Genomic DNA, 26,394 nt, shown 5'->3' with positions numbered 1-26,394 from the left:
CGCATGCTGCAGGACGTCGATCTGATCGCCGCCCCCACCGTCCCGGCGACCGCGGTGAGGGCCGGCCAGGAGACGATCACCTGGGCCGACGGCACGGTCGAGGGCGTCTCCGACGCCTACGTACGCCTCTCGTCCCCCGCCAACATCACCGGGGTGCCGTCCCTGTCCGTCCCCCTCGGCCACGATGCGGCGGGCCTGCCGATCGGCATGCAGCTGCTGGGGCGACCGCTCGGAGAGAGCGTGCTCCTGCGGGTCGGCCACGCCTACGAGCAGACCCAGCCCGCCCGCGAGCTCGCGCGCGCAGCGTGAACGAGTGCTTGGCCCGGCCGAACCATTCCGTCCGGGCCGAAAAGCGCCGCTCCTCGCAGGCGTACACGAGGTGGCGGTGCGTACACGACTTGTGGCGAGAAGGTCGTCGAACGAGTGGCCAGTTCTCGCACGGAGGTGGACGGCTCACTAGACGCAATGATTTTGCTTTAAGGTAGGTTCTATGAGCAAGCAGATGGTGCGCCCTGGTGGGCGCAGCGCCCGGGTCCAGGCATCGGTCCACGCCGCCGTACGCGAACTCGCGTCGGAAGTGGGCCGGGACGCCCTGACGGTGCCGCTGGTCGCCCAGCGTGCGGGCGTGACGCCGTCGACGATCTACCGCCGCTGGGGGGACCTGCAGGAGCTGTTGTCGGACGTAGCGGTCGAGCGTCTGCGGCCCGACACCGCGCCGGGGGACCACGGTGCCCTGGCATCCGACCTGACGGCCTGGGCCGAGCAGTTCCTCGACGAGATGGCCTCTCCTGCCGGTCGCGCCTACATCCGCGACGCCCTGCTCGGCGACCCGGACGGCAGCAACGCCGGCCAGTGCTCGGCCTACGCAGCCGACCAGATCGACCTCATCCTCACCCGAGCAGCTGAACGTGGGGAGAGGACGCCCGACGTCGAGACGGTCATCGACCGCGTCGTGGCGCCCATGATGTACCGCATCCTCTTCCGCCCGGACGGACTCGACGCCGCGTACGCGCGCCGACTCGTGGCAGAGGTCCTCGGCCAGACCGGCCCGTGACCAGCTGATCGCACCGGCATGCCCCTCTGGCAGTGCCAGAGGCCGGCAGGACCTCGCCGCGTCCGCGGTCCTCCGGCGGACGGTCCCGAGGACGTATCCGGAGCACTTCACGCCCATGAGGTGAGCGCTGCGGCACCCGCAGCGCCACAGTCAGGAGGGGTTCTGAACCACGGGCATCGCCGACCTCCAGTCGCGCGCTGGTAGTGAAGGTGGCGATGGTCGGTGCCACGGTGTGCTGCTCTCCTCGGGCGGGAGATGCCTGCCGGTCGGCGGACACAATCGAGCCTGCCAACGCACGAATCAGCATCCGACCAGCGCATACCGTGGCGGACGAGGCAGGGCTGGGAGGTGAGGATGGACAGGATCACCTGTAGCCGTCTTCCTGAACTCTCATCCCCCGCAAGGACACATCGTGGCCGCCGCACCGCTCGTTTCGTTCGGCGGCGTACGCCACCGGCGCCCTCGAGGCCACACCGGCCCGAGCACGCCGAGGCAGGTCACCAGCCGGTGACGCGTTGCCAGAAAGCCTCGATCACGACCGCAGCGTCGTCCCCTGCATGCCAGTAGGGCACAGTGATGCTCACCTCGTCACCGAAGAGGGAAAGATCGATGCCGGTGCCCGAGTGGCTCAGGTCCCGCGACTCCTGCTCGTACTCCGTGATGTCCACTTCGCCCAGCAGGGTCCGAGCCTGCGGGACTATTCGGTCCCAAGCTTCAAGGAGGCGGGCAGTGATCGGCTCGCTGTCCTCGACTGCGTCTTCCATCGCCTCCAGGGCCTCATCCCAGGACTGCCCGTCGCGTCGGCTCAAGAAGTAGATGTCGTAGCTCACCGCGCGATCGTAGACACTCGTACGTTCCGAGGGCAGGACTTGAGATCGATGGCCACTGGTGACTCGGTTGGACGGCATCAACTTGGGGAGATGCGATCATTTGCGGCCCATTTGGGGGCGCCGACCTGGAAGAACGGCCGCGTAGCGGTTTCTGCTGGTGGTGCCGCTCTCGCCGTGATTCCCCGCTGTTCCCGTGCGATCTGGTGCGCTTATGGTGTGGCGGAGCCTTACTGCCACGAGTGCAGTGTGCCTGCTCCGTAGGGTGTGCCGCTATCCGGGTGCTCATCGGGCCGCGGGGTGCGTACGAACTGGGCGCAGTACTCGTTGCACGCGCCGATCGCTTCGAAGTTTTGGCGTGCCTGCCGCAGGCTGAGGTCGTGGTTGGGGCCTCCGCGCACCTCGTCGGCGTCGTGCTCGTCCTGGCCGTCGTCCTCCCAGTAGCAGACATCGCAGATCTCAAACGCTCCGCGCTCGGACAGGGTGATGAATCCGCAGCAGGGGCAGCGGTACGGCCCGTCCCCGGCACTCCCACGAACAATCATGAAGGTCACGTCTGCATCTTGGTCCGCAGCTACCGCGTGCGCCCGTGAATTTCGAGCGTTGGCGTGCACGCTTTCCAACTGTCCGCATGACCGTACGGGGGCGCCCGTCAGCGCGCTGGGCAAAGACCAGGACAACGAGCGACATGAGGGCCAGGTTCTCAGCTCAGACGCGAGGCACGATGCCGACGAACTCCGCCCCCTTTGTGGTTGCCCATGATGAAGACGAAGCCGTGTCCATCGCTGCATGTGAGGCCGACTCGTACGTATCCGCCGCGGGTCCCCAGCGGGCTGTCGTAGTCGTCCCGGTCGGGGTGCACGGTCACTGCCTCGTGGTCGCCGGCCTTGTCAGCTCGTTCGACCTCGTCGGTTCCGCAGGCGGGACACTTGAGCCGCCATTGCATGTTCCATGAACCACTAGCGCGCTCCGTCGGTACCAAGATCTCCGCGTGAGACATGGGCATTGCGCGTCCTCCATCGACATTAGCTGCACTGCATCACTGGCGGCCGGCCGAACACGGCGGGCTCGAGGGCGCGGCCCAGGCGTATGCGCGGCGTCGTCATCGCGGCACGGATGACACCTGCCGCATACGATTCAGATATCCAGTCCGTTATGTGGCTACTTGGAGAGTCCTGCCATGGATGGCATTGCGGATATGGGAGGAACCCCGGGATGGGGTCCCGTTCACTCGCCGCGGCGTGATGAACCAGTCTTCGCGGAGCCCTGGCAGCGCCGGGCCTTCGCGCTGGCGATCCTCTCCAGCCGTGTGGCGTCCGGCGGCATCAACGCGGACGCCTTCCGCCACGCGCTGGAGCGCCTGGACCGGGTCGCCTACCTGGACGACGGCTACTACGGGCGCTGGCTCAACGCCGGGGAGCTGATGCTCACCGACAGCGCCATCCTGGCGCCCGGCGCGATCGACGCCCGCGCCCGCAACCTGCGCGGCGAACACGTCGAGGAGCCCCCGATCCCCGCGCCCGCAGTACCCGACTACGCGCCCACTGCCGTGGGCTCGCTGCGCTCCGTGGACACGGCGCCGGCCTTCGCCGTCGGCGAATGTGTACGGGCCCGGGACGTGTCGGTGCCCGGCCACACCCGGCTGCCGCGCTATGTGCGCGGACACACCGGAGTTGTCCAGGACATCCGGCCCGCTTCCGTGCTGCCGGACACCAACGCCCACTTTCTGGGTGAGAACCCTCAGCACGTCTACTCGGTGCGGTTCGACTCACGCGAGCTGTGGGGCGCCGACGCCGATCCCTTCGCGCTCACCGTGGAGATGTACGAGAGCTACCTGGAGACCACATCATGACCACCACCGGATCGGGCGAGCGCCTTCCTCCGGCCCTGCGCACCGAGGCGCTCGAGCAGCTGCTCACCGAGCGGGGACTGATCGACCCGAAGGTGATGAACGGAATCATCACCGAGTACGAGACCAACGTGGGCCCGCTCAACGGCGCCAAGGTCGTCGCCAAGGCGTGGACCGACCCGGAGTACCGGCGGCGGCTGCTCCAGGACGGCACCGCCGCCATCAAGGAGCTCGGCTTCTCGGGGCCGCAGGGCGAGCACATCGTGGTGGTGGAGAACACCTCGACCACCCACCACGTAGTGGTGTGCACGCTGTGCTCGTGCTACCCGTGGCCGGTGCTCGGCCTGCCCCCGAGCTGGTACAAGGACCCCGCCTACCGTGCGCGCGTGGTGAAGGAGCCCCGCACGGTGCTGTCCGAGATGGGACTCGACCTCGACGACGACGTGCAGATCACCGTTCACGACTCCACCAGTGAGGTGCGCTGGCTGGTGCTGCCCGAGCGCCCGGCAGGCACCGAGCACCTCACCGAGGAAGAGCTCGTGTCCCTGGTGACGAGGGATGCGATGGTCGGCGTGGCCAAGGTGGCGGCCCCATGACCGCGCCGCTGGACATCGAGGGCCCGGCCGCACCGCCCCGCTCCAACGGCGAGCTGGTGTTCTCCGAGCCGTGGGAGAGCCGCGCCTTCGGCATGGCCGTCAGCCTGTACGAGGCGGGCGCGTTCACCTGGCCGCAATTCCAGGCCGCCCTGATCGCCCGTATCGCGGCCTGGGAGGCCGCGCCGGCGCGGGGCGAGCCGTATCCCTACTACCGGCTCTGGCTGGCCGCCCTGGAGGACATGCTCGTCGGCCTGTGCGCCGTGTCCACGGACGAGGTAACCGCACGCGCCCAAGCCCTGGCACAACGCCCCCTGGGCCACGACCACCGGGACGACCCCAGCCACGAGCACGAGCACCACCACGCGCGGGACCGCTTTCAGAGCTGACGAATGAGCTGATCCGGCGCAACCCGTGCCGCATCGAGGGCGCGGACCGCTACGACGCGCCCGAGCGGCCGGTCCTCACGGTCGCGGAGGTCTTCGCCGTCGGCCGACTCCATCGCGCCGCGCTACCGGCTGCTCGTGCTCCTGGCGGCCTTCACGATTCTGCGGTTCGGGGAGCTGGCGGCCCTGCGGCGTCGGGACATCGACCTGGAGGGGCTGACCGTCACCGTGCGCCGTGCTCGGGCCGAGCTGCAGGACGGCCGGCTTTTCGACAAGGCGCCGAAGTCCGCGGCCGGGATGCGCTCCGTCTCCTTCCCGGCCGAACTGCTCGACGCTGTCACGCACCACCTGGAGCAGTTCGCCGCTCCCGGCCGTGACGGGCATGTCTTCGTCGGGCCGCAGAGCAGGCAGTTGCGGCGGAGCAACTTCCGGGACGACTGGGTCATGGCCCGGAAGGCCGCGGGCGTCACGGCAGAGCTGCACTTCCACGATCTTCGGCACACGGGCAACACGCTGGCCTCCACGGCCGGTGCCAGCACGCGGGAGCTGATGACGCGCATGGGCACAGCGGCTCACGAGCCGCGTTGATCCATCAGCACATGACCAGCGACCGGGACCGGGCCATCGCCGACCGGCTCGGGGCCATGATCCGGGACGGTGGGGGGAGCGGCGTCAAGCTCCTCCGGAGGCGGCGCCGAGCGGGCCTGAGGCCTTTGGTCTGGATCAGGCCGGATCAGGGCGGGCTCCGGCGGTTGTGAGGGACCCCTTCCCCCGCTTACGGTCGCCTTGACGATAAACGGGGGAAGGGGCTTCCTGCATGACCACGACGACGGTGAGCAAGCGCGCCGCGACCGGAGCACTGATCGGGCTCGCCCTCGGAGACGCCCTCGGCTTCCCGACCGAGTTCAATGACGTGCCCTCGATCCTCGCCAAATGCGGTCCCTGGCGGGAGATGGAGCTGCCGAAGCGCGCCTTCGTCTCCGACGACACGCAGATGACCCTCGCCCTCGGACGCGCACTCAGGACCGCCCTGGGCCGGGGCATGCTCGTCCCCAAGCGGCTGGAGCGGCCGCTGCGCGAGGAGTTCGTCGACTGGTACCAGTCGCCGGAGAACAACCGGGCCCCGGGCAACACCTGCCTGACCGCCTGCAATCTACTGAAGGCGGACGGACGGGTCTGGCAGGAGGCCAGCCAGATCGGCTCCAAGGGCTGCGGCGCCAACATGCGCGTGGCCCCCATCGGGCTCGCCCCCGGCCTCAGCGACGCACAGCGCGCCGGTGCCGCCCAGTTGCAGTCCGCGCTCACCCACGGCCACCCGACGGCCCTGACAGCCTCGGACCTCACCGCCCGCGCCGTGCACCTGCTTGCCCAGGGTGCCGACCCCGCCGGACTCGTCGGCCAACTGCGGTCGTACGCCTGCGACAACCGCACCCGCTACCACCACACCTGGCTCGGCGACCTCTGGACTCGCTCCCAGGACCCCACCCCCGAGCGCTTCATCGCGCGCGGCTGGGACGAGTGCCTGGAGATCCTCGGCCGGCTCCAGGAGGCCGTGCGCACCGTCTCACCGGAGACCGACCCGTGCCTGGCCACCGGTGCGGGCTGGGTCGCCGAAGAGGCCTTCGCCACCGGCCTGCTGTGCTTCCTGCTCTTCCCCGAGGAGCCCGTCACCGCCCTGCGCCGAGCCGCCTGCTCCTCCGGCGACTCGGACTCGATCGCCTGCCTCACCGGTGCCTTCGCGGGCGCCTGGCTGGGCGCGGAGACCTGGCCCGCTCAGTGGGCGGACCGGATCGAGTACCGGGGCGAGCTGCTTGCCCTGGGAGCGCTCTGGGACGCTTAGTGGCACGCCTGTGGCACGACCCCTGAAACGCCGAAGGGCCAGCCCGGGAGGAAACCCCTCCTGAGCTGGCCCTTCTCTCTGTGCCCCCGGCAGGATTCGAACCTGCGACACCCGCTTTAGGAGGCACGGTCGAGGGCCACAACTGCCACGAATCCCGCGGAGAAGAACCCTGCACCCCGTGCACGCACGCCTACGGCCCAGCACACGCCCGCGAGCACGCCCAGCGGCGCAGGGCGGTCAGCGCGCTCCCCCACGCGCTCCGTCCCCGCGGCCGGCACGTACGGAGGGCCGTGAGGTGACCGCACCCCTGCCCGCCCCTCCCCTGGCGAACCCGGCGGCCTGATCGTCCTGGACGGCTACCTCGACGACCAGACCCTCCCCGACGGCCTGTCCGAAGCGTCGGTCCAGTTCCAGCTGGTCGTCTCCCCCACCGAAGACCGCATCGACGAACTCGTCATGCCCTGCACGGTCACCAACCCCGAGCTCGCCCACGGTCGTCAACGACCTGGGAGCCAGCGACCTGCTCCGCGTCACCGGCCATCTCCGGCTCCCACGCGACCCCGGCGACGGACTCCGGCTGCACGCCAGCGCCATCCACGTGCTCGAAGACGGCGTCGACCTCAGCCAAGTCGGCAGCGAGGACGAGCTGGGACCTGAGGTCCTGTCCGAGTACGGGTACATCGAGCGGTACGCCGACTACCAGACGTGGAACGACCCCGACACCTGCCTCACCAGCGTCTGGCACGTCTCCGGCGATTGGACCGGCTCCACCGACGACCCCAGCACTCTCAGCGACCTCATCGCCGCCCACCAACGGCGCACAATGCTCGCTCCCCCCGCAGCCACACACGGAGCCCGCCCCCGCCCCTCCGCCCCCGCCCAGCAGGCGACGACGGACGCGCTTGCACCGCATGCGGAGCTGGCTCCGCAGGACCTGGCTGAGCAGCGCGGAGCACACCCGCACCGTCTGACCAGCGCACCAAAGAACGGGCCGGGGCGGCCGCTGGCCACCGAGCCCGGCCGCCCCGGATGCCACCCCGCGGCGTAGCCGCCACCCCCAACAGCGGACACCCGGTGCCGCCGCCCACTCGCCTCGGGCCGGGCGGCGGCCACACCGAAACAAGGAGTGCAATGTCCAGCCCCCCCACGGTGAGCAGCCAGCCGACACGTATCCAGCGCAAACGCACCAAGGGCTGGCAGGCCGGAAGCGCGATGATCGTCGACCGCGGCAGCCGCTACGGCAATCCCTGGCGCATCCAGGGCACTGTCCTCATCGCCCCGGACGGCACCATCCAGGACCTGGAGACCCCAGAAGCGGCCCGCAAGGAGGCCAGCGCCCGATACCGGGACTGGCTGGACGGCGAAGGGCCCGACACCTACTCCGTCGGCCGCAAGACCTTCGACCGGCGCCGTGTCCTCTCCAGCCTGACTCGCCTGAAGGGCCGTGACCTGGCCTGTACTTGCTCGTTGCCCCGCGCAGGCGAGCCCGACGACTGCCACGCGGGCGTGTTCCTGGAGCTGGCCGCACATCCCGAGAGGATCACCACGTGACCGGCTCCATATCGGTGCCGTCGCCGCGCGGCTACCGTGCCGCGACCCTGCACCTGACCCTTGACCCCGCCGAGCACGCCCGCCGACAGCAGGCCGGGTCGGCCACATCAGCGACTCGCCCTGCGCCCTGCTGGACACGCTGATGGCTCTCCCGACCGGAATCCCCGTCCCGGTCGAGAACCTGACCGAGTGCCAGCAGCGCGACGTATGTCGAGCCCCCGCCGGCATCCTGGACCTGACCCTCGGCCTCGTCACCAGGCACGCCATCCGGCCCTGCCGCGTCGACCTCGCCACAGTTAAGGCCACCTGCACCCGCGACAGCATCGGCCGAGCAAGCTCCTACGCCCCGTTCTGCGCGCGTGCCGTCGTCACCCCCAACCCGCCGCGCCGCGACTACCTGCTGTCCGAGGCGAACTACTGGGGCATCGGCGTCTTCCTCGACCACGGCAACGGCGACGTCGAGACCCTCATCGCCCCCCAGTCCTGGCAGCCGAAGCGGCACACTCCGGCGGCGTGGCGGTTCGCAGAGCTCGCGTACGCCTCCTACCTCAACCACTCCCCCACCAGTGAGACAACCACCACCTCTAACCGCGCAGGAGACAAGACCCGTGGGTGACAACACCGCCATCGAATGGACAGACCGCACCTTCAATCCTGGTGGGGATGTTCACGCATCTCGCCCGGGTGCAGGAACTGCTACGCGGACCAGTTGGCCCACCGATGGGGCCACGACGTCTTCCACCTGGGCGGGCAGCGCCGGATGCTCTCCGACACGAACTGGCGTCAGCCCCTGAAGTGGAACCGCGAGGCGCAGGAGGCCGGCACGCCCCTGCGCGTGTTCACCGCCTCCATGGGCGACGTGTTCGAGGACCACCCCCAGGTCACCACGGCCCGCGAGCGGCTCTGGGCGCTCATTGAGCTGACTCCGTGACTGCGCTGGCAGTTGCTGACCAAGCGGCCGGAGAACGTCACCGCCATGGCGCCCTGGAAGGACACCTGGCCGGACCACGTGTGGATCGGCACGTCCGTCGAGGACCAGCGCCGCGCCGACGAGCGAATCCCCCTCCTCCTCCAGGTCAACGCCCGCGTCCGGTTCCTGTCCTGCGAGCCGCTCGTCGAGCACGTCGACCTGACCCCGTACCTCGCCGAGCGGACCGACGTCACCGACCCCTCCCTGGACGCCCCCGAGGGGGCAGTGGTCGACGGAATGGAACGCGTCGGCGATCACTGGACCCGGACGACGCGCATCCACTGGGTCATCACCGGCGGCGAATCCGGATCACAGGCCCGCCCGATGGATCCCGCCTGGGCCCGCAGCCTCAGGGACCAGTGCCAGACGGCGAATGTGCCCTACTTCTTCAAGCTTCTCTGCACCAAGTCAGAGGTCACGGCCGCTGTCGGTGGTTCGCGGTGAGCACCGGGACGGCCATCGAGTGGACCGAGGTCACCTGGAATCCGACGACTGGGTGCGATCGCATCTCGCCGGGCTGCGACCACTGCTACGCGTTGACTTTAGCGAAGCGACTCAAAGCGATGGGCCAGGCAAAGTACCAGCGTGACGGTGATCCGGGACCAGCGGGCCCGGGTTCGGGGTCACGGTGCACGAGGATGCCTTGTTCGAGCCGCTGCGGTGGCGTCGGCCGCGGAAGGTGTTCGTGAATTCCATGAGCGATATCGGCCATGCCCGTGTCCCCACGGAATTCGTGGTGAGGACCTTCGCGACGATGGCGCTGGCGCCGCAGCACCAGTTCCAGGTGCTCACCAAGAGGCCTCGTCGTCTGCGTCACCTGCTGGAATCGCAGAAGTTCGTGGACGCTGTGTGGACCGAGATGGAGCGGTTGTCGGCGGACGATGCTGTTCCGCTGAGCAGGCTCGTGCGCGAGGGCGTGCGCAAGCGCGTGGCCAACTGGAACGCCCTGAGTTCGTGGCCGCTGCCCCATGTCTGGATCGGCACATTGATCGAGTCGGATGAGTATTGCTGGCGGGCTGATGAGCTGCGGGTGTCCCGGCTGCCGTCCGGTTCTTGTCGCTGGAGCCGCTGCTTGGGCCGGTGCCGTCCCTGGAGCTGTCGCGGATCGACTGGGTGATTGTCGGCGGCGAGAGCGGCCCGGCTCACCGGCCGCTGGACTTGGCCTGGGTCCGTGACATTCGAGATCGGTGTGTCGATCTTCGGGTGGCTCTGTTCTTCAAGCAGGTCGGCGGACTGACCCCGAAGGCTGGCGGCCGTCTGCTCGATGGCCGGACCTGGGAGGAGTATCCCGCCACGGCGGACGTGGTGGGTGTGTGACCCGGATATGCGTCAAAGAACCGTCCGGTCGGCGACGGGCGAGGTGGAGGGGCTAACAGTCACGAGCCGAGTGTAAAGAGCATCAACGCCGGGGAATGAGCTCCGCATTGACCGGCCGTCAGGCTTCGAAGCGCCGCCGGGCGGACTCGATGTGCCGGAAGTACCGGTAGGTCCAATCGCACATCCCGTCGACCGTCGCCCGCAGTCCGTGGCCCGCTTCGGTGAGGGTGTACTCGACACGGGGCGGGACGGTGGGGTGGACGGCCCGCTCGGCCAGACCGTTGCGCTCCAGCATGCGCAGGTTCTGGGTGAGCATCTTGTGGCTGATGCCCTCGACCCGGCTGCGCAGCTCGCTGAAGCGCAGGGTGCCCTCCCCCAGGGCTTCGATGATCAACAGCGCCCACTTGTTGGCAACGTCGGAGAAGATCTCCCGCGCCAGGGAATCGGCGCGCCGCAGGTCGGCATCCTCGGCCGAGCCGCTGAACTGCTTGGTCACCATCAGGTTCCCCAGTCACTAAAAAGTGCGTTCTTCCATGTCAACACACACTCTCCTATGGTTCCTGAGTAACTACAAGAGACCACATTGGTCTGGTTTGACGAACACGGGCTTTCAGGAGCCCGGACAAGGAGACGGACAGCATGGCCATCACCCTGAAGAACCCCGAGGGACTGCCCAAAATCGATGTCTACCGGCAGGTGGCGATCGCCTCCGGTTCGAAGCTGGTCTTCATCGCCGGGCAGGTCGCCTGGGACGCGGAAGGCGTCACGATCGGCGAGGGCAACCTCGCCGCCCAGGTGGAGCAGAGCTACCTCAACATCGCCACCGCGCTGGCCGAGGCCGGCGGTTCCTTCGACGACGTGGCGAAACTGACCTTCTACGTCGTCGACTGGACTGCCGACAAGATGCCCTCGCTCCTGGAAGGAATCTCCCGGGCGACCGCGAAGCTGGGGGTCACTCCGGTGCCGCCGACCACGCTGATCGGCGTCGCGGCGCTGGACGTCCCCGAGCATCTGGTCGAGATCGAAGCCACCGCAGTCCTCGACTGAACATGTGCCCCCCCGAGCGCCGAACCTGCCGACTATGGCACTCAGTTCCTTGATGGCTGGACGCGGCTCCACCACATCGCACTGCTGTGGAGTACCGGCTCCTGATCCGGGTTAGGAAGAGGCACAGAAACCGCGGAGGTCATGCGCCGTGGCCGGGGCGGTGCCGGGACCGTGTGGGCATGCCCAGGTCCACACGGCCTGCGGCGGCGGCCCGGTGGGCCTGGGTGCGCTTGCTGCGCAGGAATCTCAGGGTGAGGTCGAGTCCTTCGACCTCACCGCGCCAGCCTTCGTCGATCGCGCGTTGACGGCGGGTCAGCAGGTCGGTCTCCAGCTCGTCCAGCCGGGGCAGCATCTTGGGATTGATCGACAGCATTGGGCAGCGGATGCAGGCGTGCTCGTGCGCGCAGGGCGTGCCGTAAGGGCGTCCGCAGAAGCCGAGTTCAACCTTGCGCTTGTCGAAGTGCTCCTGGAAGTCGCTCCACTCCTTGTCGGTCGGTCGGCGGTACTCCGTCGGGGGCCGCTTGGCCCGAAACTCACCGACATCCGCACTCCTCAATCCGAGGCGTTCCCGGCGCTGAGCGACACCTGTTCCCCAAACTCACCGACATACCCGAAGTCACCGCCGACGTCGCCCGGGACAGTGTCGGCCGCCGGCGGCACCCAGTCCGACTCGAACGCATCCGCAACGACCTCACATCCGGCGATGCGCTGCGGCTCCTGCCGCGCTGGCCTCCGCATGTGACGGCAGTCCTGGACCTGTTCGTTCGTCAGGATCTAGGCCGCGGAAAGCCCCAGCGGCGTCCCGTGGGCGCTGAAGGGGACGCATCTGCGTCGGCTCTCGCGCTGGTGGGGAGGGGCCGGCTCTGGGCAGGTGCCGGTCTGCGAGCGTGCCGTCCTCGTACGGTTTCGTGGCTTCCGTTGATGTTGAAGTCCAGCAGCAGGGTTTCGAGTGTTTGAGCCTGTCTGGCTGCTCCGGCCAGTTCGAGCTGCTTTTGTGCTTCACGAACGAATCGCTCGATCTCGATCTTGGCTCGCCGTTCCATCGTCGACCGCTGGGCCTCGGCCTGTTCCACAGCCAGTTGAGCTTCGATTCGCAGCTGGTCGACTTCGCTCAGCTTCTCCTTCAGCAGGGCAAAGGTACGGTCGCCGTGCTCCTTCGCTCGCTCGGCTGCGTGTTGTTCCAGTTCGTTGGCCTTTTTCACGGCCTTGGCGATGATCTCGTCGCCTCGCGCGTTGGCCTCGTCGATGATCTCCTGCTGACGGTTCCGGCCCTCGAGCTCTCTGCGGTCCGCTTCGGCTCGTGCTTCCGCGATGATCGTGTCGGCCTGCCGCTGCACGGCGGGGATGTGCTCGTGCAGCTGCCGGAACTGATCGGTGGCGCGAGCCAAGAGGGATCGCGCATGGCGTTCCAGCTTCTCCGCCTCACGCGCGCGGAACGCCGAAAGCTCATCCGCGGCGCGTGCCTGTGCAATGACGGACCCGGGATGTCTGGTCAGGGCGAGAAGCTTTTTGTTCTCATGCTCCAGGCGCGCAATTTTCGCCTCCAGGGTGTCGCCCTCCCGTGCGGCCACCGCCTGGAACTCCTTCTCCGCCTCGCGGAGCACGCGAAGCCGGTCCAGCCATACCTTCGTATCGCCGTTCAGAGCGTGAACAACGTCCTGCAGCAGCTCATCGGAGGGAATCTTTTTAGCGTTGAACAACTCCGATAAACGGGGCTGGGTGTAGCCGGTCTTGTCCGCGAGAGCGCTCAGGGTAGGTGGCGCACCCGCCTCCTCCCACAGGGCTCGCAGGCTGATGACGAAACCCGTCAGTGGCCGCCCGTCATCTTTCAGGGCGTTCATCTTGCGTCCCACGAGCCCCCCTCGGCTTGCCTCGTACGCAGGGATGCCATTCTTTCCACAAGCACACGAATAATCCAGTTGATCACCGCATCACGAACTGATGAACGAGCAGGCGGGCAAGCGTCCAGGTTTCTCCGCGAAGCAAGAGCGAATAATTTTCGAACAATCTGATCATTTTCGGTCGGCCACATTCCGGGCAGCCGCTCAGTGGCAAGTTCGCCGTTTCCGAGGCGGGTAATATCGCGCTTGGTTTGATGATCGCTGCGCCCTCTACTGGAGATGAGACTCTGCAACAGCGAAGCAATCTGCGCACTTCGATGTCCCGCAGGAGCAGCTCCCCGACCGGGGAGGCCTCCGCGCAGACGACGGGGAAGCAGCGAGATACACAGCTGTGGCCCCGGACCTCACCGGGTCCGGGGCCACAGTCCTGCGCCGGCTGCGCGGCGCACGGAGAACCAATCCGCAGCCTCCAGGTGCTCGGGCAGGAGCCCTGGCAGGCCTAGTTCTCTACAAGGACAGTTCATGATGCACTGCGCGACGCCCCCGCTGGTGAATATCGCGTATCGGCCATGCATCCGTGTGATGCTGGCCGATAATTCTCCCCAGGAGAGCTTCAGCAGTACGTGGACGTGGGCCGCAGCAATCGGCCTGGTCACCCTTCTCGTTACCACCTCCTTCTCCATCGACAGGGTGTACAAGCACCGGAAGGCGAAGGAAGCCAAGCGGCTCCAGTCGGACTACGACCTGCTGGACCAGACCACCGTCACCCTCGACAAGCTGGCCGCCATGCCGGCGCAGAAGGCCGACCTGGAAAAGCTCAGTGAGCATCGCAGCCTGATCAAGCAGGCGGAGAAGCGCTCCCCCGACCTGCCCTTCGGGGCGGTCGTCGCGCACATCGACATCTACGAGAAGACGGTCCTGCCCGACGGCTACGCCAGAAAGCTCGCGAGCCGGAAGATCGCACTGGACGATCTGCTCGAGCTGTCACGGCAGCAGGGCGCAGCCATCACGTCGATCCGCACGGCGATCGATGCCGTGCAACGGGAGATCGACCGCCGTACCACCTGAGCGCGCTGTGGGTGCGGTCCAGGGGTGGGTCCCCCCGCTTGAGTCCAACGGGGACAACCGGACTCAGGCGCCCTGCTGCTGGTCGGGATCATCGCCGCTGCCGCGGCCGACGGGCCGCAGCGCGTCGGCCGGGTACGCATCCCCTCGCGGATCTCCTTCACGCTCCAGGTGGCGGTCGCGAGCACGGTGGCGGCCATGAGGCTGCCGACGAACCCGGGCAGAAAGGCACGCAGCAGCCGCAGCAGGGACTCGTACCCAGGCACACCGACGCGCCAGAGGGGCCCGGCCGCGCGCCGCCCGCGGCGGGGTCCATCCGCCCTGCCCGGCGATGACCGTACGGCCGTCGCCGGCGACGGCCCGCTCCGAGGACTGGAGCGGGCCGGGTGTCTCGATGCAGAGCCTGGTCCAGAAGTGACTGACCCAGGTGAGGATCCGCTCGGCGAAGTCCTGACCGAAGACCTTGCAGGCCCCGCTCGCCAGAGCGAACGCGGCAGCACCGAGGAGCCCGCTCAGGGCGGCCGGTGTCACCTACCGGTCGTGGGGCTCGGTGCCCAAAACGGCCTGGTTCACCCACTTCTGCGCGGCGGCCAGGTCCGGGACGGTGCCTGCCCTCTCGTAGCCGAAGCCGTTCCAGGCGAGCAGGGCCCGCGGGGCATCGGGCTGTATTCACTGATTGCGGACCACGGTCTCCTGCCGCCGACAGGAGGTGCCGGATGACCTGCGCGGTGCTCGCGGTCAGTCACAACCTCCCGAAAACACATCTTCGTGCCACTGCCCGCCCGCGAACAAGAAGGCGCCGTTGTGACCAGCAGCGGCACAACGACAGGCGGCACGAAGCCCACGCCCTCGCCCTGCCCACCCTCCCCGTCCGCGCGCGGAACCCACTCCCGCTGCCAGCACCCCAGAAACACACACCAATTGAAAACCCGCCACTCATGACCGGATCGTGCCATCCAGCACCGACAACAACGCCCCGACCCATCCCCAGCACTGGACGATCCCACCCCGCAAACCGGCCAGGACACCCCGCCCCGGCACCAGCCACCCCGACAACAACCCGGAATCCACCACCCGCCAGGAGCAGGGCCGGCGGCCTACCAGAAGAAACCCCACAAGGAACACGATCTGGCCCGCCGCGACCGTCGCGCGCCGTGCGACGGCTGTGCCGCTTCCCACACTTCCAGGCGCACCTGATCTTTCCTGATTGGTCCCTTGCGGGCCGGGTGCCGCACGATGGCCGGCACGGCGTGGCTCGCCACCACGCCCCGCAGCAGCCCCGGCTGCTGCGGACCGGCCATCGCCGAACTTCTCGTGGAGCCGCCCTCCACCTAGGGCCGCATCCCGAACAGGAAGCGGGTCACGCGGGTGCGACGAACCAGCAATTCGTACGCGACGAGGGTGAGGGCGAGGGCGATCGTCACGAGCACGACATACTCGACCAGGATCGGCGCCGACCAGCCGACCACGAAGTACGCGACGGCGACCACGATCGGCTGGTGCAGGATGTACAGCGGTAGCACGGCGGCGGCGAGATAGCCGTAGAGGCGTCGGCGGGTAGTCGGGGCCGGGTTCGGCGCCGTGCGCGGTTGCGGTTGCGGTTGCTGCTGTGCCTTTCGCGGTTGTTGCCGCCAACGGTCGAGGAGGCCCGGGATGGCGACCACCAGGCACCATCCGGCCGCGCCGAACAGCGCCCGGGAGACGGTGGCCAGGGGGGTCATCTCCGTGAAGGGCTCGTCGGACAGGGCGACACCGGGGCCGGCCGCCGAGAACAGCAGGACACCGAGCCAGGATGCGGGCCCGGCGTCGCGGCGCATCACGGTACGGAAGCGGTCGTCGGCGGCGAGCGCGAAGCCGGCGACGAAAAACAGCAGGTACGACCAGCGGTGCCAGCCCGCGTAGTCCTCCTCCATCCCCGCGAAGGCGCAGATCGCCGCGAAGACGAGGGTCGGCAGGAGTACGACGCCGCGTCGGCGCAGGGCCGCCTGCGCCACCCGGTCGCCGATACGGCGGACGCGCTCGCGCGGCAGCCACCGGTGAAGCGGCGCAAGCATGAGGGAGAACGCCAGGAGGAGTACGACGAACCAGAGATGGCCGGTCTCGAAGTGCTCGCCCTGGACGAGGAAGGGGAATTCTTCGGGCTCCAGGTGCACGTCGTAGAAGTCGGGGAGGAAGCCGAGGTACGGCTCGTGGTGGTTGGGGTCGGCCGAGCGCAGCCGCAGCCACTGCGGCAGCGGGTTCAGGGCGAGGGTCGCGAAGACCAGCGGTACGCCGAGCCGCAGCAGCCGCTCCTTGGCGAAACCGCCCGCGCCGCGGCGCCGCAGCGAGTGCCAGGCGCCGAGGCCGGAGATGAGGAACAGCAGCGGCATGGCCCAGACGACCCCGAACCCGGCGATGATCACGATGGCTTCGGTGGTCTCGGCGTTCTTGACGTAGTAGTCGTCGTCGGTGGCGAACACCAGCGCCGAGTGGAAGAAGACCAGCCCGATCACGACCAGCATCCGGACAGCGTCCAACTCCGGTCGCCGCTCGGGTAACGCCGCCTGCGCCGGTTCTGTGCGCGTCGCCATGCCCGAGCCCTCCCCCCGTCGCCCGTCCCCAGTGTTGAGCGACCGGCCTCCGGGCGCCATCCCCACAACGGATTCCGCGTGCCCGGCCCGAACCCCCGGTGACAACGTGCGAGAGAGGTGTTCCGAAGGAGAGGGCTGATGACTAGACGGGACTGCGCCTCAGCCGCTGGCGCCGAGCGTTTCGAAGCTGCCCCCAACCGCGCCCGGCTCCGCGACGAAGCCGAGGCCGACTTCCATGAGGCGCACACCTCCGGGTTCGACGACAGCGGACTGCGCATGATCGACTGAGCTCATGGGGCACAGGCTGAACGGCAGAGCACGGTGGTTGCGCGCATGGGCAGCGGGGTTCGTCCTCACCGCCGCATCACTGTCCTGCCAGGGACTGAGCGCCTCGAACGAGTACATCGAACCGCCGCCTGCACACGGCGCGTTCGACTACCAGCTGGGCGGCGCCTACGAACCGCCGGCGGGTACCCGCACCGTCGTGCGGGATCGCGAAGCGCGCCCGGCCAAGGGGGTGTACTCGGTCTGCTACGTGAACGCCTTCCAGGCCCAGCCTCAGGAGCTGTCGTGGTGGCGCAAGCGGCACGACGATCTGCTGCTGCACGACCGAGAGGGTGCGGAGATCGTCGACCAGGACTGGGGCGAGGCGCTGCTCGACATCTCCACGTCCGCCAAACGGTCACGGCTCGCGGTCATCGTCGGCGAGTGGATCGACAGCTGCGCCGTCGACGGCTTCCAGGCAGTCGAGCCGGACAACCTGGACTCGTACACCCGGTCAGAGGGCCTGCTGGACCGGCGGGACGCGGCGGCCTTCGCCGAGCTGCTGGCCGACCGGGCGCATGCGAGCGGGCTGGCCGTCGCCCAGAAGAACACCGCCGAGCTGACCTCGCAGGATAAGCGCATCGGATTCGACTTCGCCGTGGCCGAGGAGTGCGGTCGCCACGACGAGTGCGGGGTGTACGAGGAGGCTTACGGCCCCCACGTCCTCGCCGTCGAGTATCGGGCCGCAGACTTTGACGCCACGTGCAAGCACTGGGGCCATAAGCTGTCCGTGCTGCTCCGCGACCGGGACCTCCGGCGGGCTGACGAGCACGGATACCTGTACCGTGCCTGCACTGCCCAAAGGGCCGAATGACGTGTGGCCCGCAGCCGATCAGGTTGTCGGAGTCGACGATGCAGGTGTCGTTGCCGGCGTCGCCCTCGAGGCAGGCGGACAGTTGGCTGCCGTACGAGGTGCCGCGCCGGACCATGGCCGGCCCGATGTCGCGTTCGGGGCCGCATTGGCAGTAGACCTCGTGGTCGCAGCCGCGGTCTGGGAAAAGCGAGCCAGGCTCGTAGCGGAGTGCCCAACGCGGCCCCGGACGGACGGGCTCTTTGTCGTCACAGGCCATAAGGCCTGCAGTGAGAAGCCATCCGCTTTCCGAACGTGATCCGTTGGTTCGGATGGGGGCGGTATGAACTCCGGTCTGCGGCGGGAGAGATGAGGCGGTTGGCTTGCTCGCGTCGCTTGTGGAGGTGGCTGGTGCCATCGGTGCTCCGTCTGCTGGAGCCCCGGGAGAAGAAGGTCAGGGAAAGAGGTCGCGCGACTGCGGGAGGAGGTCGAGCGGGTGCAGGCGGCTCTCGGCGCGGCGGAATATGCGCTTCAGCAGCTGGTGGATGCCCGTGTGACGGACCGGCCTGGATGACGCGCTGTCGGCGGCGCTGGAGCCGTGGCGTAAGCCGCGGACGGTACACGACCCGGTAAAGAACCTGCTCGACCTCGCGCTCGCGGGTGCTCTGGGCGGGGACTTCCTGGCGGACGTGGCGACACTGCGGGCCGACGGCATGTTCGGGCCGGTCGCGTCCGACCCGACCGTCTCCCGCCTCGTCGACACACTCGCCGCGACAGGTCCCCGCGCGCTCGCGGCCGTGCGTCAGACTCGGGTGTCGACGCGATGCTTCACAGCCGCCGGACGCGCAGCACGCCGGTCAGCATCGGGAGAGTGAACTCGCCGCGGGCGGTCTCGGCTCTACTCGCGAGGAATGCACGGATCCGCCCCAGCGTGGCCTCTCGTTCCTGTTCTGGCATGACCAGAACCCCCGCGCGCGTCGCGATGGCCGCGACGAGAGAGTCGGCGATGCGGCGCTGCCCGTGCGGGAACTCGGCCTGCTCCGGCGAGCCGAACCGGGCGGCCACGCCAGTCTTTGGAAGGTGTATGCCGGCCGTCTCAGTACGCCAGCTGGTGGGCGTGTCACGCGGGCCGATGGCCGCGCTCCCGCTGACCCGCGCGAGCCCGGCAACCCAGTCGACCCGGTCGTCCATGACGTTCCACAGGCCGGCCAGGATACCGCCGGGTGCGAGGACCCTGGCGATCTCGGGTCCTGCGACGGCCATGTCGAACCAATGCATGGCGTTGCCGGCCAGCACGGCATCGACGGACGCGTCCGGCAGCGGTATCGCCTCGGCACTACCCGACAGGGCACGGACAGCCGGCAGCGAGCGGCGCAGCTCGGTCAGCATCGCCGGATCGGGCTCGACTGCAATGACTTCGGCACCCAGCGCAGCCAGCGCGGCGGTCAGCTTGCCGGTTCCGGCGCCGAGGTCGAGCACGCGTGGACCGGGCGCGGGCTCAAGCGCCCAGCGCACCGCGGCCTGCGCGTAGTCCGGACGGTGCTCGGCGTATGCGACCGCCGCTGCGCCGAACGACGAGGCGTGAAGCAGCCGTTCGTCCTGGTCCATGCGGTGACGCTATCGGTGGTGCCGGCGGTCGGCTACCCCGTCTCACCACCTCGGCGACGGTCACCCGACAGCGCTGCCAGCCTCTGGCTTTCACCTGGAGGCTCCTCCCCCTGAGTGGGTGTCCAACAGATGATCACTGAAGCGGAGAGTGCCCCTGACCAGGGAGAATGAGGATTGCCGAGGTCCTTGTTCCCGCACGCGTCAAAGGCACTTTCCAGTTGAAGCAGCGGATCGGTGGGTTCTGTGACCATCCGGACGCGGCGGACGGTCATGCCGCGCCCGGTGGTCTGCTGCATGAGCTGGGTCCAGGGCTCCAGGCAGGAGTAGTCGGCGTCGTCGCCGTTGAGCCGGCGCTGAAACGGTCCCTGCTCACCGGGCACGAAGTAGCCATCGCGCAGTTCCAGGTGGGAGGCATCCCGCTGGAGCACTCGAAGAGCCGGTTGCGCTCAGCACTGGAGGTCATTCCCACGCGTTTCCTCCCACGGGCCGTGATAGCTGCCTCCGGAACCTCGACGCGGGTCTCGCCGTGTGGGATCGACATTTGGGACAGGGCTTCTGCGTCGGTCACCACTTTGCCCTCGACGATGCATGTGCCCTGCGGAGTCAGGATCAAGAGGTGTCTCCCCCGTCAGCGCCGATGGAGTGGGGGCTCAAAGCGGGGAGGAGCACCGGAAGCTGGGGCAGCCAGCCGGGCACCGGCCCGTCCGGCAAGCGCGAGCCCGACGCGCTCCAGGACGTGGTTGAGCCGCGTGGTAAAGCGCGCGTGCGGGGCGGTCAGCCGAGCGAACGGCTCGGCGAACGTACGGCGCGAGCAGCTGTGCGCCGACGCCGGGATCACCGGGCCTGAGCTGGCCTCACGCTGCGGCTGGTCTCATCCGAAGACGTACCGGATCGAGGGCGCGCACGCCTCCCTCGGCCGACGACATCCGCCGCTGGTGCGAGGCGTGCGGCGCAGCCGGGCAGGCCGACGACATCATTGCCCAGTCCCGTACCGCCGAGTCCATGTACGTGGAGTGGCGGCGCAAGGTCCGCACCGGTCTGAACTATGTGCCGCTGTTCAAGTCGACGCAGCTGTTCCGGGTCTACTCGCCCACCATGGTTCCCGGCCTGCTCCAGACCGAGGGTTACGCGCGGGGGCTGATGTCCTCGATCACCAGGTTCCGGAGCATCCCCGACGATGTGGCGGACGCGGTCGCGGCACGGCTTGAACGCTCCCGCATCATCCACGAGCCGGGGCATCGGTTCGTCATGGTCATCGAAGAGTCGGTGCTCTACCACCAGTTGGGTGACCAGGACGCGATGGCGGCGCAGCTCGGCTACCTCCTCACCGCCGGCGCTGCCGTCGGTCTCGGTGGGCATCATCCCCAGCGCGACACGGGAGCGCCCCATGTGGCCGCAGGAGCTGTTCCACGTGTACGACGAGAACCTTGTCTCGGTCGAGCTGCTCGCGGCCCGCGTCCAGGTCACTCAGCCGTCCGAGATCGCCCTGTACGTAAAGGCGTTCGAGCAGTTGCGGAGCATGGCCGTGTACGGGGCCGACGCCCGCGCCCTGATCGTGAAGGCCATCGAGGCCCTGCACTGACGCTGACACGACGAAACGCCCCCTGCACAGCCTGCGTTGGGCCGTGCAGGGGGCGTCGTCATGCGTACTGTCTGCGCGTTGGGTCGAGGCCGACGGAGAGCAGGCCCCCTCCCCCGTTGCCCGGCTGCTCAGGGTGTGGGGCGCCGTCGCGGCGGCAGACGCGCGTGCCTGGCCGGTCGGCGCACCCGCTGTCGTGGCTGACTGTCGTCGGCTGAGGCTCGTGCCACAACCGTGCCGGGTGCGAAGGCCAGCCACGGTCAGCGAGGGTGTCCTGTGATCGAGTTCCGTTCCTCACGGGGCATCGAAGCCGCAGGTCACCGGCACGACGCCCCAGCCCTTCTCCTGAAGTTGCCGTCCGGGTCTGTGCCGAACAGCCGACGTGGACGGCCGCAGGGAGCGGATGCCAGCAGGCGCATACTGGGGGCAATGACAAAGCCTGCTGCACCGAAGCGTCATCTGCCCACCAGCCCCTTCAAGGCCCCGGTTACGTCGGCTCCCAAGCACTTCGCCGTGGGCGACCAGGTCACACACGACATGTACGGCCTCGGCCGGGTTATCGGCATCGAGGACGGGATCGCGACGCTCGTGGATTTCGGCTCGACGCAAGAGCGGATCTTGAGCCCGTACGCCAAGATGACCAAGCTGTAGGACCGCGCTGTACCCAGTCACGGCATGCCAGGTCCCTTCGGGGCTTGGAACGAAAGAGAGAGCTCTCATCGATCTGACCTCGCTGTTCTCTGCTCTGGAAGGGGCACCCCGCTGTCCTGCCACAGCATTGCCGCCTCCGACGACAAACCCCTTCCAAACCCCAGACTTGGGGGAAGACGAGACCTTCGCATTCGAGGACGCGCCCGGTCACGCCGCAGGCATGGGTGCGGCGTGACCCAACGAGGGGAACCTCACGGCGAGCCGTGGGAACAGGCTGTCACCGCCTGTCTGACTGCGCTGTGCCGCCGCGCCACTGGGGCAAGCATCGACGACGTGACGGACCTGGTGACCATGTACCTGAGCCACGAGGCGAAGCCAGGCATGACGGTCTTCGACATACGCCTCGGTCTCACCGCCCTGGACGCGGTCGGGGCTGCCGGGTATCCCGGGGCCCGTCGCCTCGTCGATGATCTGGTCCGCCGAATTACGCAGGCTCGCAACGGATACGCGGCCCGCGAGGTCCTGGCCCATCCTGTGTTCATCGCACTGGCTACGGCCACGCAGGCACGGAACTGTGAGGAATGCAGTACAGGCCTGCGCTCTTGACGCAGGGACGTTTCCGGAAGAGCTGTACCGCGACCTTTCAGCCGCCCTGGACTCCAGCGAAGCGGTGCTCGTTCGCTCACTGAGCCATTTCCAACTTGCGGTCGGCTCAGCTCGTCTTCCGCTCCGGCGGCCCATCCGTGCCGTAGAGCTTCGCCGAGGCGTCCACATGGGCCAGCCTGCGCAGCGCGCTGAACACCGCCTCACCCAGAACGGTCCCGACCACCACACCCTCGACCATGTCCTCGACCGCCACCCGCCGGTCCACGTACCCGAGGTCGGCGCGGGCGACCTGCTCGGCGGCGTCGGCGTAGTCGTCGAGCACCTCGACGAACGCCCCGTGTCCCAACCGGGCCATGGCGGCAAGAGCCTTGGAGAGGTCGGCTGCGGCGGGGTTCGACTCGTGCGTCCGCCAGCCACGCCGGGAGATGAGGTCGGCGACGGCGGCCTGGGCGGCCGTCGCCTCGGCGTCGTCGTGCTCGATGCTTGTGCTGCCGAGGCGGTCCGCGGCGGCGCCGAGCACTTTGTGCAGCGGACGCTTCGGGTCGTCGACGGCCGCCAGTACGTCCGCGATCTCGGCCACCTTCAGGCCGCCCACATCGAGCAGGGCGCGGATCAGTTGCAGCCGACGCTCGTGCGTCTCGCCGTAGGTCGCCTGGTTCGGGCTGGTCAGCTCGCCGGGAGGCAGTAGCCCTTCACGGACGTAGTACTTGATCGTCGGCACCGGCACTCCGGTTTTTCGGCTCAACTCTCCGATACGCACTGCCGGTTCACTCCCTGGCCGTCGCTCTGCCACCGCGCCGGTCCTTGCCGGCCCACCTCCCATCATAGATAGTATGCCTATCGGATAGCGGATAGTGCCGCTATCCGTTGATAGGGGGTAGCCATGTCTTCTTCACGTCCGTCTTCGTGGCCTGCGCCGTCGTGGTGGTCCTCGGCGCCATGGCGGTCATGGCATCGGCCGCTGGTGCTGTTCTCGGTGGCCATGGCGGTGACGGCGGTCATATCCGCGGTCGGACTCGTCGTCGACGACCGTGTCCTGGCGGGCGCGCCGATCTGGTTCAAGCCGTTCAAGTTCTCGGTCTCGTTCGTGGCGTACTGCCTCACCCTGGCCTGGATGCTGTCGCTCCTCCCCAGCGGCCGACGGGTGGGCTGGTGGGCGGGGACGGTCGTCGCACTGGCGAGCCTCGTCGAGATGGTGATCATCACCGGGCAGGTGGTACGCGGCAAACGCAGCCACTTCAACCACGAAACACCTTTCGACGAGGCGCTGTTCAATGCGATGGCCGTCACGGTCGTCATCCTGTGGCTCGGCACGCTCGCCGTCGCCGTGCTGCTGCTCCGCGCCCGCATCACCGACCGCGCATCCGCCTGGGCGATGCGCTCCGGCATCGTCCTGGCACTGGCCGGGGCCGCCGTCGGATTCCTGATGACCCAGCCCGCGCCGGGGCAGCGGCGCGGCGTCTCCCAGGTGGTCGGCGCGCACAGCGTGGGTGTGCCGGACGGCGGTCCCTCGATGCCGCTGACCGGCTGGTCGACGACCGGCGGCGATCTGCGGATCCCGCACTTCGTCGGCATGCACGCGCTGCAACTCCTGCCGCTGCTGGTCACGCTGCTGACCGCCCTCGCACCACGCTTCGCCCGCCTCGCCGACGACCGGGTACGGTTGCGCCTGGTGCTGCTCGCCTCGGGGGTGTACGCCGCTTCCTTCGCTCTGGTCCTCTGGCAGGCGCTGCGGGGCCAGCCGCTGATCCACCCGGACGGCCTGACGCTAGGGGCGGCTGGCCTGATCCTGGTGGCCGTCGTTCTTGGGACGTACGGATCCCTGCGGGCTCAGACTCCCCCTTCGGGCCAGGTAGCTGACGCTGAAGACGCCAGCGCCTCGAAGGAGGTCATGGCATGACCGGATTCCTCTTCGAGCTCTCCTTCTGGCTGGCCGCACCCGTCTGGCTGCTCATGATCTTCGCCCCCGCGTGGGGCCCGACCGCCCGCATCGCCGCCTCACCGATGACCGTGGTACCCGTACTGCTCGTCTACCTCGCGCTCGCGGTTCCGGTGTTCCCCGAGCTCTGGACCGCGGTCAGCAGCCCGGACCTCGACACCTTCCGTGAACTGACGGCACTCGCGGACGGCGCGGGAGCCATCTGGGCGCAAGTCATCGCCTGGGACCTCCTCATCGGGCAGTGGATGTACCGGGAGGCCAGAAGGCTTGGGATCTCCACCCTGCTGATGGGGCCTTTGCTGGTCTTCACAATCCTGCTGTCGCCCTTCGGACTGCTGGTATTCCTGGGGCTGCGCGCGGCGAGGTCACGGCGTTCGACCCGCGACGACCTCACGGCCGCCGCAGCCACGTAGGCCGAGCGCATGCCCGCCTCGCCCGCCACCGGACGGCTGATCGGTAACTCCAGCCCGCAGAGGGAGATGCGGATGCCGCTAAACCCACTTCACCTCCGAAAGCCGTCAGCCTTCCCCAACCTCAGAGGGCGTTAAGTCCCTCCCTCTCGGTTCGTGATCGCTCGTTCGTGGTACTGATCGTCGTGCAGGCTGGCTGTTCAGCATGTGCATGCTGGGATCGGGGCATGGAGCGAAGACTGTATCCGAGCGACTTATCGGACGAGCAGTGGTCCTTGATCGAGCCGATGATCACGGGCTGGAAACAGGACCGGGTGGGGCGGTCGGCGACAGGAGACCCCGGGACCTGCGATCTCCGGGAGGTCGTGAACGCGATCTTCTACCAGAACCGGACGGGCTGTCAGTGGCGCTACCTGCCCCATGACCTCCCGTCCTGGTCGGCGGTCTTCTGCTACTTCAGCCTGTGGCGCCAGGACGGGCTCGACCAGCGGATCCAGGAACTCCTGCGCTGCCAGGTGAGGGAGAAGGCCCGCCGATTAGAGGACCCGTCCCTGGTGGTCATCGACACCCAGTCCGTGCGTGCGGCCGCGGGTGTCCCGAAGACCACGACGGGACTGGACGCGAACAAGAGGACGCCGGGGCGCAAGCGGGGACTGACCGTCGACGTGCTGGGACTGATCATCGGCGTCGTCGTCCTGGCCGCATCGGCCCACGACAACGCCGCCGGCACGGCCCTGCTCGACCAGGCGGCCGAGCGGTGCGGGATGCGCCTGGAGAAGGCCCTGGTGGACCAGGGCTTCAAGGACGAGGTCATCATCCACGGCGCGTTGTTGGACATCACCGTCGAGGTCGTCCGCCGTAACCCCGCCGACCAGGGCAAGGGCTTCGTCCCGCAGCCCAAGAGGTGGGTGGTCGAGCAGGTCAACGGCACGCTGATGCTGCACCGACGTCTGGCCCGCGAGTACGACCATCGGCCCGACACCTCCGCCTCGCGCGTCTACTGGGCCTCCACCGCGAACATGGCCCGCCGACTCACCACACCCACCCCGGCCTGGCGCGACACCCTCCAGGCGGCCGCGTGAACATCACCGAACTCCTCAAAGACATCCAGACCCGGCACGACGAGGCCACCGCCCGGGCCGGCGAACTACACGACCAGATCGAGCACCTCACCGCCCCCTCACCGAGACCGAAGCACACCTCGCAGACCTGGCCACCACCCGGAAGGTCATCGCCGAACTCGCCCCGGCCGGGACCGAACCCGATCCGCCCGAGTCACCCCCCGCCTACCAGGCCACCCTGAACGCCTTCAACCAGCACCCCGACCACGCATTCCGCGTCCGCGAACTGCACGAACTCCTCGGCATGCCGACCGACGACCCGGCTCTGAACGTCACCCGCAGCCGCCTCGGACGCCTCACCCGCCAAGGCTTCCTCACCCAACCCGGACGGGGCCGCTACCAGAAACGGACTTAACGCCCTCTCAGAGGTCGTTTTCATCGGTGAAGTCTGTTTCATCCCAGATGGCTTCGCCGTCGCGGTGTGACTTCCGAGGCGTCACTGCACCCATGCGGCTG

33 protein-coding genes and 3 pseudogenes are annotated in these 26,394 nt (G+C 68.4%); 25 read left to right on the top strand and 11 right to left on the bottom strand.

Going from position 1 to position 26,394, the window contains the following annotated elements:
• Together ACFVJQ_RS43015 and ACFVJQ_RS43010 are read left to right on the top strand one after the other, a co-directional pair.
• On the top strand, window positions 1–309 hold a 309-nt coding region (locus ACFVJQ_RS43015), incomplete at its 5' end, for an amidase family protein (RefSeq protein WP_385791207.1).
• Between the two features lie 181 nt (window positions 310–490).
• A complete protein-coding gene (locus ACFVJQ_RS43010; protein WP_385516509.1) occupies window positions 491–1,054 on the top strand; it encodes a TetR/AcrR family transcriptional regulator in 564 nt (187 codons plus the stop codon).
• A 497-nt stretch (window positions 1,055–1,551) separates the two neighbouring features.
• On the opposite strand, the gene ACFVJQ_RS43005 is transcribed toward ACFVJQ_RS43010, so the two are convergent.
• Together ACFVJQ_RS43005 and ACFVJQ_RS43000 are read right to left on the bottom strand one after the other, a co-directional pair.
• A complete protein-coding gene (locus ACFVJQ_RS43005; RefSeq protein WP_385791204.1) occupies window positions 1,552–1,884 on the bottom strand; it encodes a hypothetical protein in 333 nt (110 codons plus the stop codon).
• 227 nt (window positions 1,885–2,111) lie between these two features.
• A complete protein-coding gene (locus ACFVJQ_RS43000) occupies window positions 2,112–2,426 on the bottom strand; it encodes a CPCC family cysteine-rich protein (RefSeq protein WP_385516582.1) in 315 nt (104 codons plus the stop codon).
• 635 nt (window positions 2,427–3,061) lie between these two features.
• Here ACFVJQ_RS43000 and nthB point away from each other — a divergent pair.
• The 5 genes from nthB to ACFVJQ_RS42975 all read left to right on the top strand — a co-directional run bounded on the left by nthB (window position 3,062) and on the right by ACFVJQ_RS42975 (window position 6,549).
• Window positions 3,062–3,733, top strand: a complete 672-nt coding sequence (gene nthB, locus ACFVJQ_RS42995) for a nitrile hydratase subunit beta (protein ID WP_385516513.1) — start codon at window positions 3,062–3,064, stop codon at window positions 3,731–3,733.
• Window positions 3,730–4,326, top strand: coding sequence for a nitrile hydratase subunit alpha (nthA, locus tag ACFVJQ_RS42990; protein ID WP_385516515.1), 597 nt, complete (start codon window positions 3,730–3,732; stop codon window positions 4,324–4,326). The genes nthB and nthA overlap by 4 nt, the downstream gene beginning before the upstream one ends.
• Complete coding sequence (locus ACFVJQ_RS42985; protein ID WP_385516517.1) at window positions 4,323–4,712, top strand: nitrile hydratase accessory protein; 390 nt, start codon at window positions 4,323–4,325, stop codon at window positions 4,710–4,712. The genes nthA and ACFVJQ_RS42985 overlap by 4 nt, the downstream gene beginning before the upstream one ends.
• A gap of 135 nt (window positions 4,713–4,847) precedes the next feature.
• Window positions 4,848–5,297: a tyrosine-type recombinase/integrase gene (locus tag ACFVJQ_RS42980; RefSeq protein ID WP_385516518.1), complete on the top strand. Its 450-nt coding sequence runs from the start codon at window positions 4,848–4,850 to the stop codon at window positions 5,295–5,297.
• 229 nt (window positions 5,298–5,526) lie between these two features.
• Entirely contained in the window at window positions 5,527–6,549 is a 1,023-nt protein-coding gene (locus ACFVJQ_RS42975; RefSeq protein ID WP_385516520.1) for an ADP-ribosylglycohydrolase family protein, read from the top strand.
• A gap of 237 nt (window positions 6,550–6,786) precedes the next feature.
• Here ACFVJQ_RS42975 and ACFVJQ_RS42970 read toward each other — a convergent pair whose 3' ends face one another.
• Complete coding sequence (locus tag ACFVJQ_RS42970) at window positions 6,787–7,083, bottom strand: hypothetical protein (RefSeq protein ID WP_385516521.1); 297 nt, start codon at window positions 7,081–7,083, stop codon at window positions 6,787–6,789.
• Between the two features lie 64 nt (window positions 7,084–7,147).
• Between ACFVJQ_RS42970 and ACFVJQ_RS42965 the strand changes: the two genes are divergently transcribed.
• From ACFVJQ_RS42965 to ACFVJQ_RS42935, 7 genes and pseudogenes are all read left to right on the top strand, one after another.
• Window positions 7,148–7,597, top strand: a complete 450-nt coding sequence (locus tag ACFVJQ_RS42965; RefSeq protein WP_385791200.1) for a hypothetical protein — start codon at window positions 7,148–7,150, stop codon at window positions 7,595–7,597.
• Between the two features lie 83 nt (window positions 7,598–7,680).
• On the top strand, window positions 7,681–8,100 hold the full coding sequence (locus ACFVJQ_RS42960) for a DUF4326 domain-containing protein (RefSeq protein WP_385791198.1): 420 nt from the start codon (window positions 7,681–7,683) through the stop codon (window positions 8,098–8,100).
• Between the two features lie 142 nt (window positions 8,101–8,242).
• On the top strand, window positions 8,243–8,716 hold the full coding sequence (locus ACFVJQ_RS42955) for a hypothetical protein (RefSeq protein WP_385791196.1): 474 nt from the start codon (window positions 8,243–8,245) through the stop codon (window positions 8,714–8,716).
• Window positions 8,717–8,731: 15 nt separating this feature from the next.
• A pseudogene (locus ACFVJQ_RS42950) lies at window positions 8,732–9,514 on the top strand (DUF5131 family protein).
• Window positions 9,430–9,759, top strand: a complete 330-nt coding sequence (locus tag ACFVJQ_RS42945; protein WP_385791194.1) for a DUF5131 family protein — start codon at window positions 9,430–9,432, stop codon at window positions 9,757–9,759. The pseudogene ACFVJQ_RS42950 and the gene ACFVJQ_RS42945 overlap by 85 nt, the downstream one beginning before the upstream one ends.
• Window positions 9,699–10,187, top strand: a complete 489-nt coding sequence (locus tag ACFVJQ_RS42940) for a DUF5131 family protein (protein WP_385791192.1) — start codon at window positions 9,699–9,701, stop codon at window positions 10,185–10,187. The genes ACFVJQ_RS42945 and ACFVJQ_RS42940 overlap by 61 nt, the downstream gene beginning before the upstream one ends.
• Window positions 10,151–10,387: a DUF5131 family protein gene (locus tag ACFVJQ_RS42935; protein WP_385516529.1), complete on the top strand. Its 237-nt coding sequence runs from the start codon at window positions 10,151–10,153 to the stop codon at window positions 10,385–10,387. Before ACFVJQ_RS42940 ends, ACFVJQ_RS42935 begins: the two co-directional genes overlap by 37 nt.
• A gap of 118 nt (window positions 10,388–10,505) precedes the next feature.
• Here ACFVJQ_RS42935 and ACFVJQ_RS42930 read toward each other — a convergent pair whose 3' ends face one another.
• On the bottom strand, window positions 10,506–10,886 hold the full coding sequence (locus tag ACFVJQ_RS42930) for a winged helix-turn-helix transcriptional regulator (RefSeq protein WP_385791190.1): 381 nt from the start codon (window positions 10,884–10,886) through the stop codon (window positions 10,506–10,508).
• 140 nt (window positions 10,887–11,026) lie between these two features.
• Here ACFVJQ_RS42930 and ACFVJQ_RS42925 point away from each other — a divergent pair, with 140 nt between their 5' ends.
• Window positions 11,027–11,434, top strand: coding sequence for a RidA family protein (locus ACFVJQ_RS42925; RefSeq protein ID WP_385516533.1), 408 nt, complete (start codon window positions 11,027–11,029; stop codon window positions 11,432–11,434).
• A 139-nt stretch (window positions 11,435–11,573) separates the two neighbouring features.
• On the opposite strand, the gene ACFVJQ_RS42920 is transcribed toward ACFVJQ_RS42925, so the two are convergent.
• Together ACFVJQ_RS42920 and ACFVJQ_RS42915 are read right to left on the bottom strand one after the other, a co-directional pair.
• Window positions 11,574–11,990 carry a hypothetical protein gene (locus ACFVJQ_RS42920; RefSeq protein ID WP_385791188.1) on the bottom strand — a complete coding sequence of 139 codons (417 nt, stop codon included), beginning with the start codon at window positions 11,988–11,990 and terminating at the stop codon, window positions 11,574–11,576.
• 211 nt (window positions 11,991–12,201) lie between these two features.
• Window positions 12,202–13,287 (bottom strand): helix-turn-helix domain-containing protein, encoded by a 1,086-nt coding sequence (locus ACFVJQ_RS42915; RefSeq protein WP_385791186.1) that lies wholly within the window; start codon window positions 13,285–13,287, stop codon window positions 12,202–12,204.
• A 510-nt stretch (window positions 13,288–13,797) separates the two neighbouring features.
• On the opposite strand from ACFVJQ_RS42915, the gene ACFVJQ_RS42910 reads away from it, so the two are divergent.
• Window positions 13,798–14,343, top strand: coding sequence for a hypothetical protein (locus ACFVJQ_RS42910; RefSeq protein ID WP_385516538.1), 546 nt, complete (start codon window positions 13,798–13,800; stop codon window positions 14,341–14,343).
• 63 nt (window positions 14,344–14,406) lie between these two features.
• Here ACFVJQ_RS42910 and ACFVJQ_RS42905 read toward each other — a convergent pair whose 3' ends face one another.
• Entirely contained in the window at window positions 14,407–14,871 is a 465-nt protein-coding gene (locus ACFVJQ_RS42905; protein ID WP_385791184.1) for a hypothetical protein, read from the bottom strand.
• Window positions 14,872–15,671: 800 nt separating this feature from the next.
• A complete protein-coding gene (locus ACFVJQ_RS42900) occupies window positions 15,672–16,910 on the bottom strand; it encodes an acyltransferase (RefSeq protein WP_385791182.1) in 1,239 nt (412 codons plus the stop codon).
• Between the two features lie 138 nt (window positions 16,911–17,048).
• On the opposite strand from ACFVJQ_RS42900, the gene ACFVJQ_RS42895 reads away from it, so the two are divergent.
• From ACFVJQ_RS42895 to ACFVJQ_RS42885, 3 genes and pseudogenes are all read left to right on the top strand, one after another.
• The gene (locus tag ACFVJQ_RS42895) at window positions 17,049–17,198 is read left to right on the top strand and encodes a hypothetical protein (protein WP_385516544.1); all 150 of its coding nucleotides are present in this window, start codon (window positions 17,049–17,051) and stop codon (window positions 17,196–17,198) included.
• 4 nt (window positions 17,199–17,202) lie between these two features.
• Window positions 17,203–18,048 (top strand): endo alpha-1,4 polygalactosaminidase, encoded by an 846-nt coding sequence (locus ACFVJQ_RS42890; protein ID WP_385516546.1) that lies wholly within the window; start codon window positions 17,203–17,205, stop codon window positions 18,046–18,048.
• Window positions 18,049–18,584: 536 nt separating this feature from the next.
• Window positions 18,585–18,795, top strand: a pseudogene (locus ACFVJQ_RS42885) (transposase); the annotation flags it as partial.
• A gap of 57 nt (window positions 18,796–18,852) precedes the next feature.
• Here ACFVJQ_RS42885 and ACFVJQ_RS42880 read toward each other — a convergent pair.
• Together ACFVJQ_RS42880 and ACFVJQ_RS42875 are read right to left on the bottom strand one after the other, a co-directional pair.
• The gene (locus tag ACFVJQ_RS42880) at window positions 18,853–19,632 is read right to left on the bottom strand and encodes a class I SAM-dependent methyltransferase (protein WP_385791179.1); all 780 of its coding nucleotides are present in this window, start codon (window positions 19,630–19,632) and stop codon (window positions 18,853–18,855) included.
• A gap of 32 nt (window positions 19,633–19,664) precedes the next feature.
• A complete protein-coding gene (locus ACFVJQ_RS42875) occupies window positions 19,665–20,060 on the bottom strand; it encodes a DUF6879 family protein (protein WP_385791177.1) in 396 nt (131 codons plus the stop codon).
• 387 nt (window positions 20,061–20,447) lie between these two features.
• Between ACFVJQ_RS42875 and ACFVJQ_RS42870 the strand changes: the two are divergent.
• The 3 genes and pseudogenes from ACFVJQ_RS42870 (at window position 20,448) to ACFVJQ_RS42860 (ending at window position 22,468) form a co-directional block, all read left to right on the top strand.
• Window positions 20,448–21,214 (top strand): annotated as a pseudogene (locus ACFVJQ_RS42870) (helix-turn-helix domain-containing protein).
• 426 nt (window positions 21,215–21,640) lie between these two features.
• Entirely contained in the window at window positions 21,641–21,862 is a 222-nt protein-coding gene (locus tag ACFVJQ_RS42865; RefSeq protein WP_385516551.1) for a hypothetical protein, read from the top strand.
• 333 nt (window positions 21,863–22,195) lie between these two features.
• Window positions 22,196–22,468, top strand: coding sequence for a hypothetical protein (locus ACFVJQ_RS42860; RefSeq protein WP_385516553.1), 273 nt, complete (start codon window positions 22,196–22,198; stop codon window positions 22,466–22,468).
• Window positions 22,469–22,574: 106 nt separating this feature from the next.
• Here ACFVJQ_RS42860 and ACFVJQ_RS42855 read toward each other — a convergent pair whose 3' ends face one another.
• Complete coding sequence (locus ACFVJQ_RS42855) at window positions 22,575–23,228, bottom strand: MerR family transcriptional regulator (protein ID WP_385791175.1); 654 nt, start codon at window positions 23,226–23,228, stop codon at window positions 22,575–22,577.
• A gap of 222 nt (window positions 23,229–23,450) precedes the next feature.
• Between ACFVJQ_RS42855 and ACFVJQ_RS42850 the strand changes: the two genes are divergently transcribed.
• From ACFVJQ_RS42850 to ACFVJQ_RS42840, 3 genes are all read left to right on the top strand, one after another.
• On the top strand, window positions 23,451–24,368 hold the full coding sequence (locus ACFVJQ_RS42850; RefSeq protein WP_385791209.1) for a hypothetical protein: 918 nt from the start codon (window positions 23,451–23,453) through the stop codon (window positions 24,366–24,368).
• Entirely contained in the window at window positions 24,365–24,820 is a 456-nt protein-coding gene (locus ACFVJQ_RS42845) for an ABA4-like family protein (protein ID WP_385791173.1), read from the top strand. Before ACFVJQ_RS42850 ends, ACFVJQ_RS42845 begins: the two co-directional genes overlap by 4 nt.
• Before the next feature lie 224 nt (window positions 24,821–25,044).
• Window positions 25,045–25,899 carry an IS5 family transposase gene (locus ACFVJQ_RS42840; protein ID WP_385791171.1) on the top strand — a complete coding sequence of 285 codons (855 nt, stop codon included), beginning with the start codon at window positions 25,045–25,047 and terminating at the stop codon, window positions 25,897–25,899.
• Window positions 25,900–26,394: the final 495 nt, after the last annotated feature.

Origin of the sequence: Streptomyces sp. NPDC127197 (assembly GCF_042672405.1) — a bacterium.
Lineage (GTDB): Bacteria > Actinomycetota > Actinomycetes > Streptomycetales > Streptomycetaceae > Streptomyces > Streptomyces flavusporus.
The sequence above is the reverse complement of the archived record's forward strand: the minus strand, read 5'-3'. Positions and strand labels throughout refer to the sequence as shown.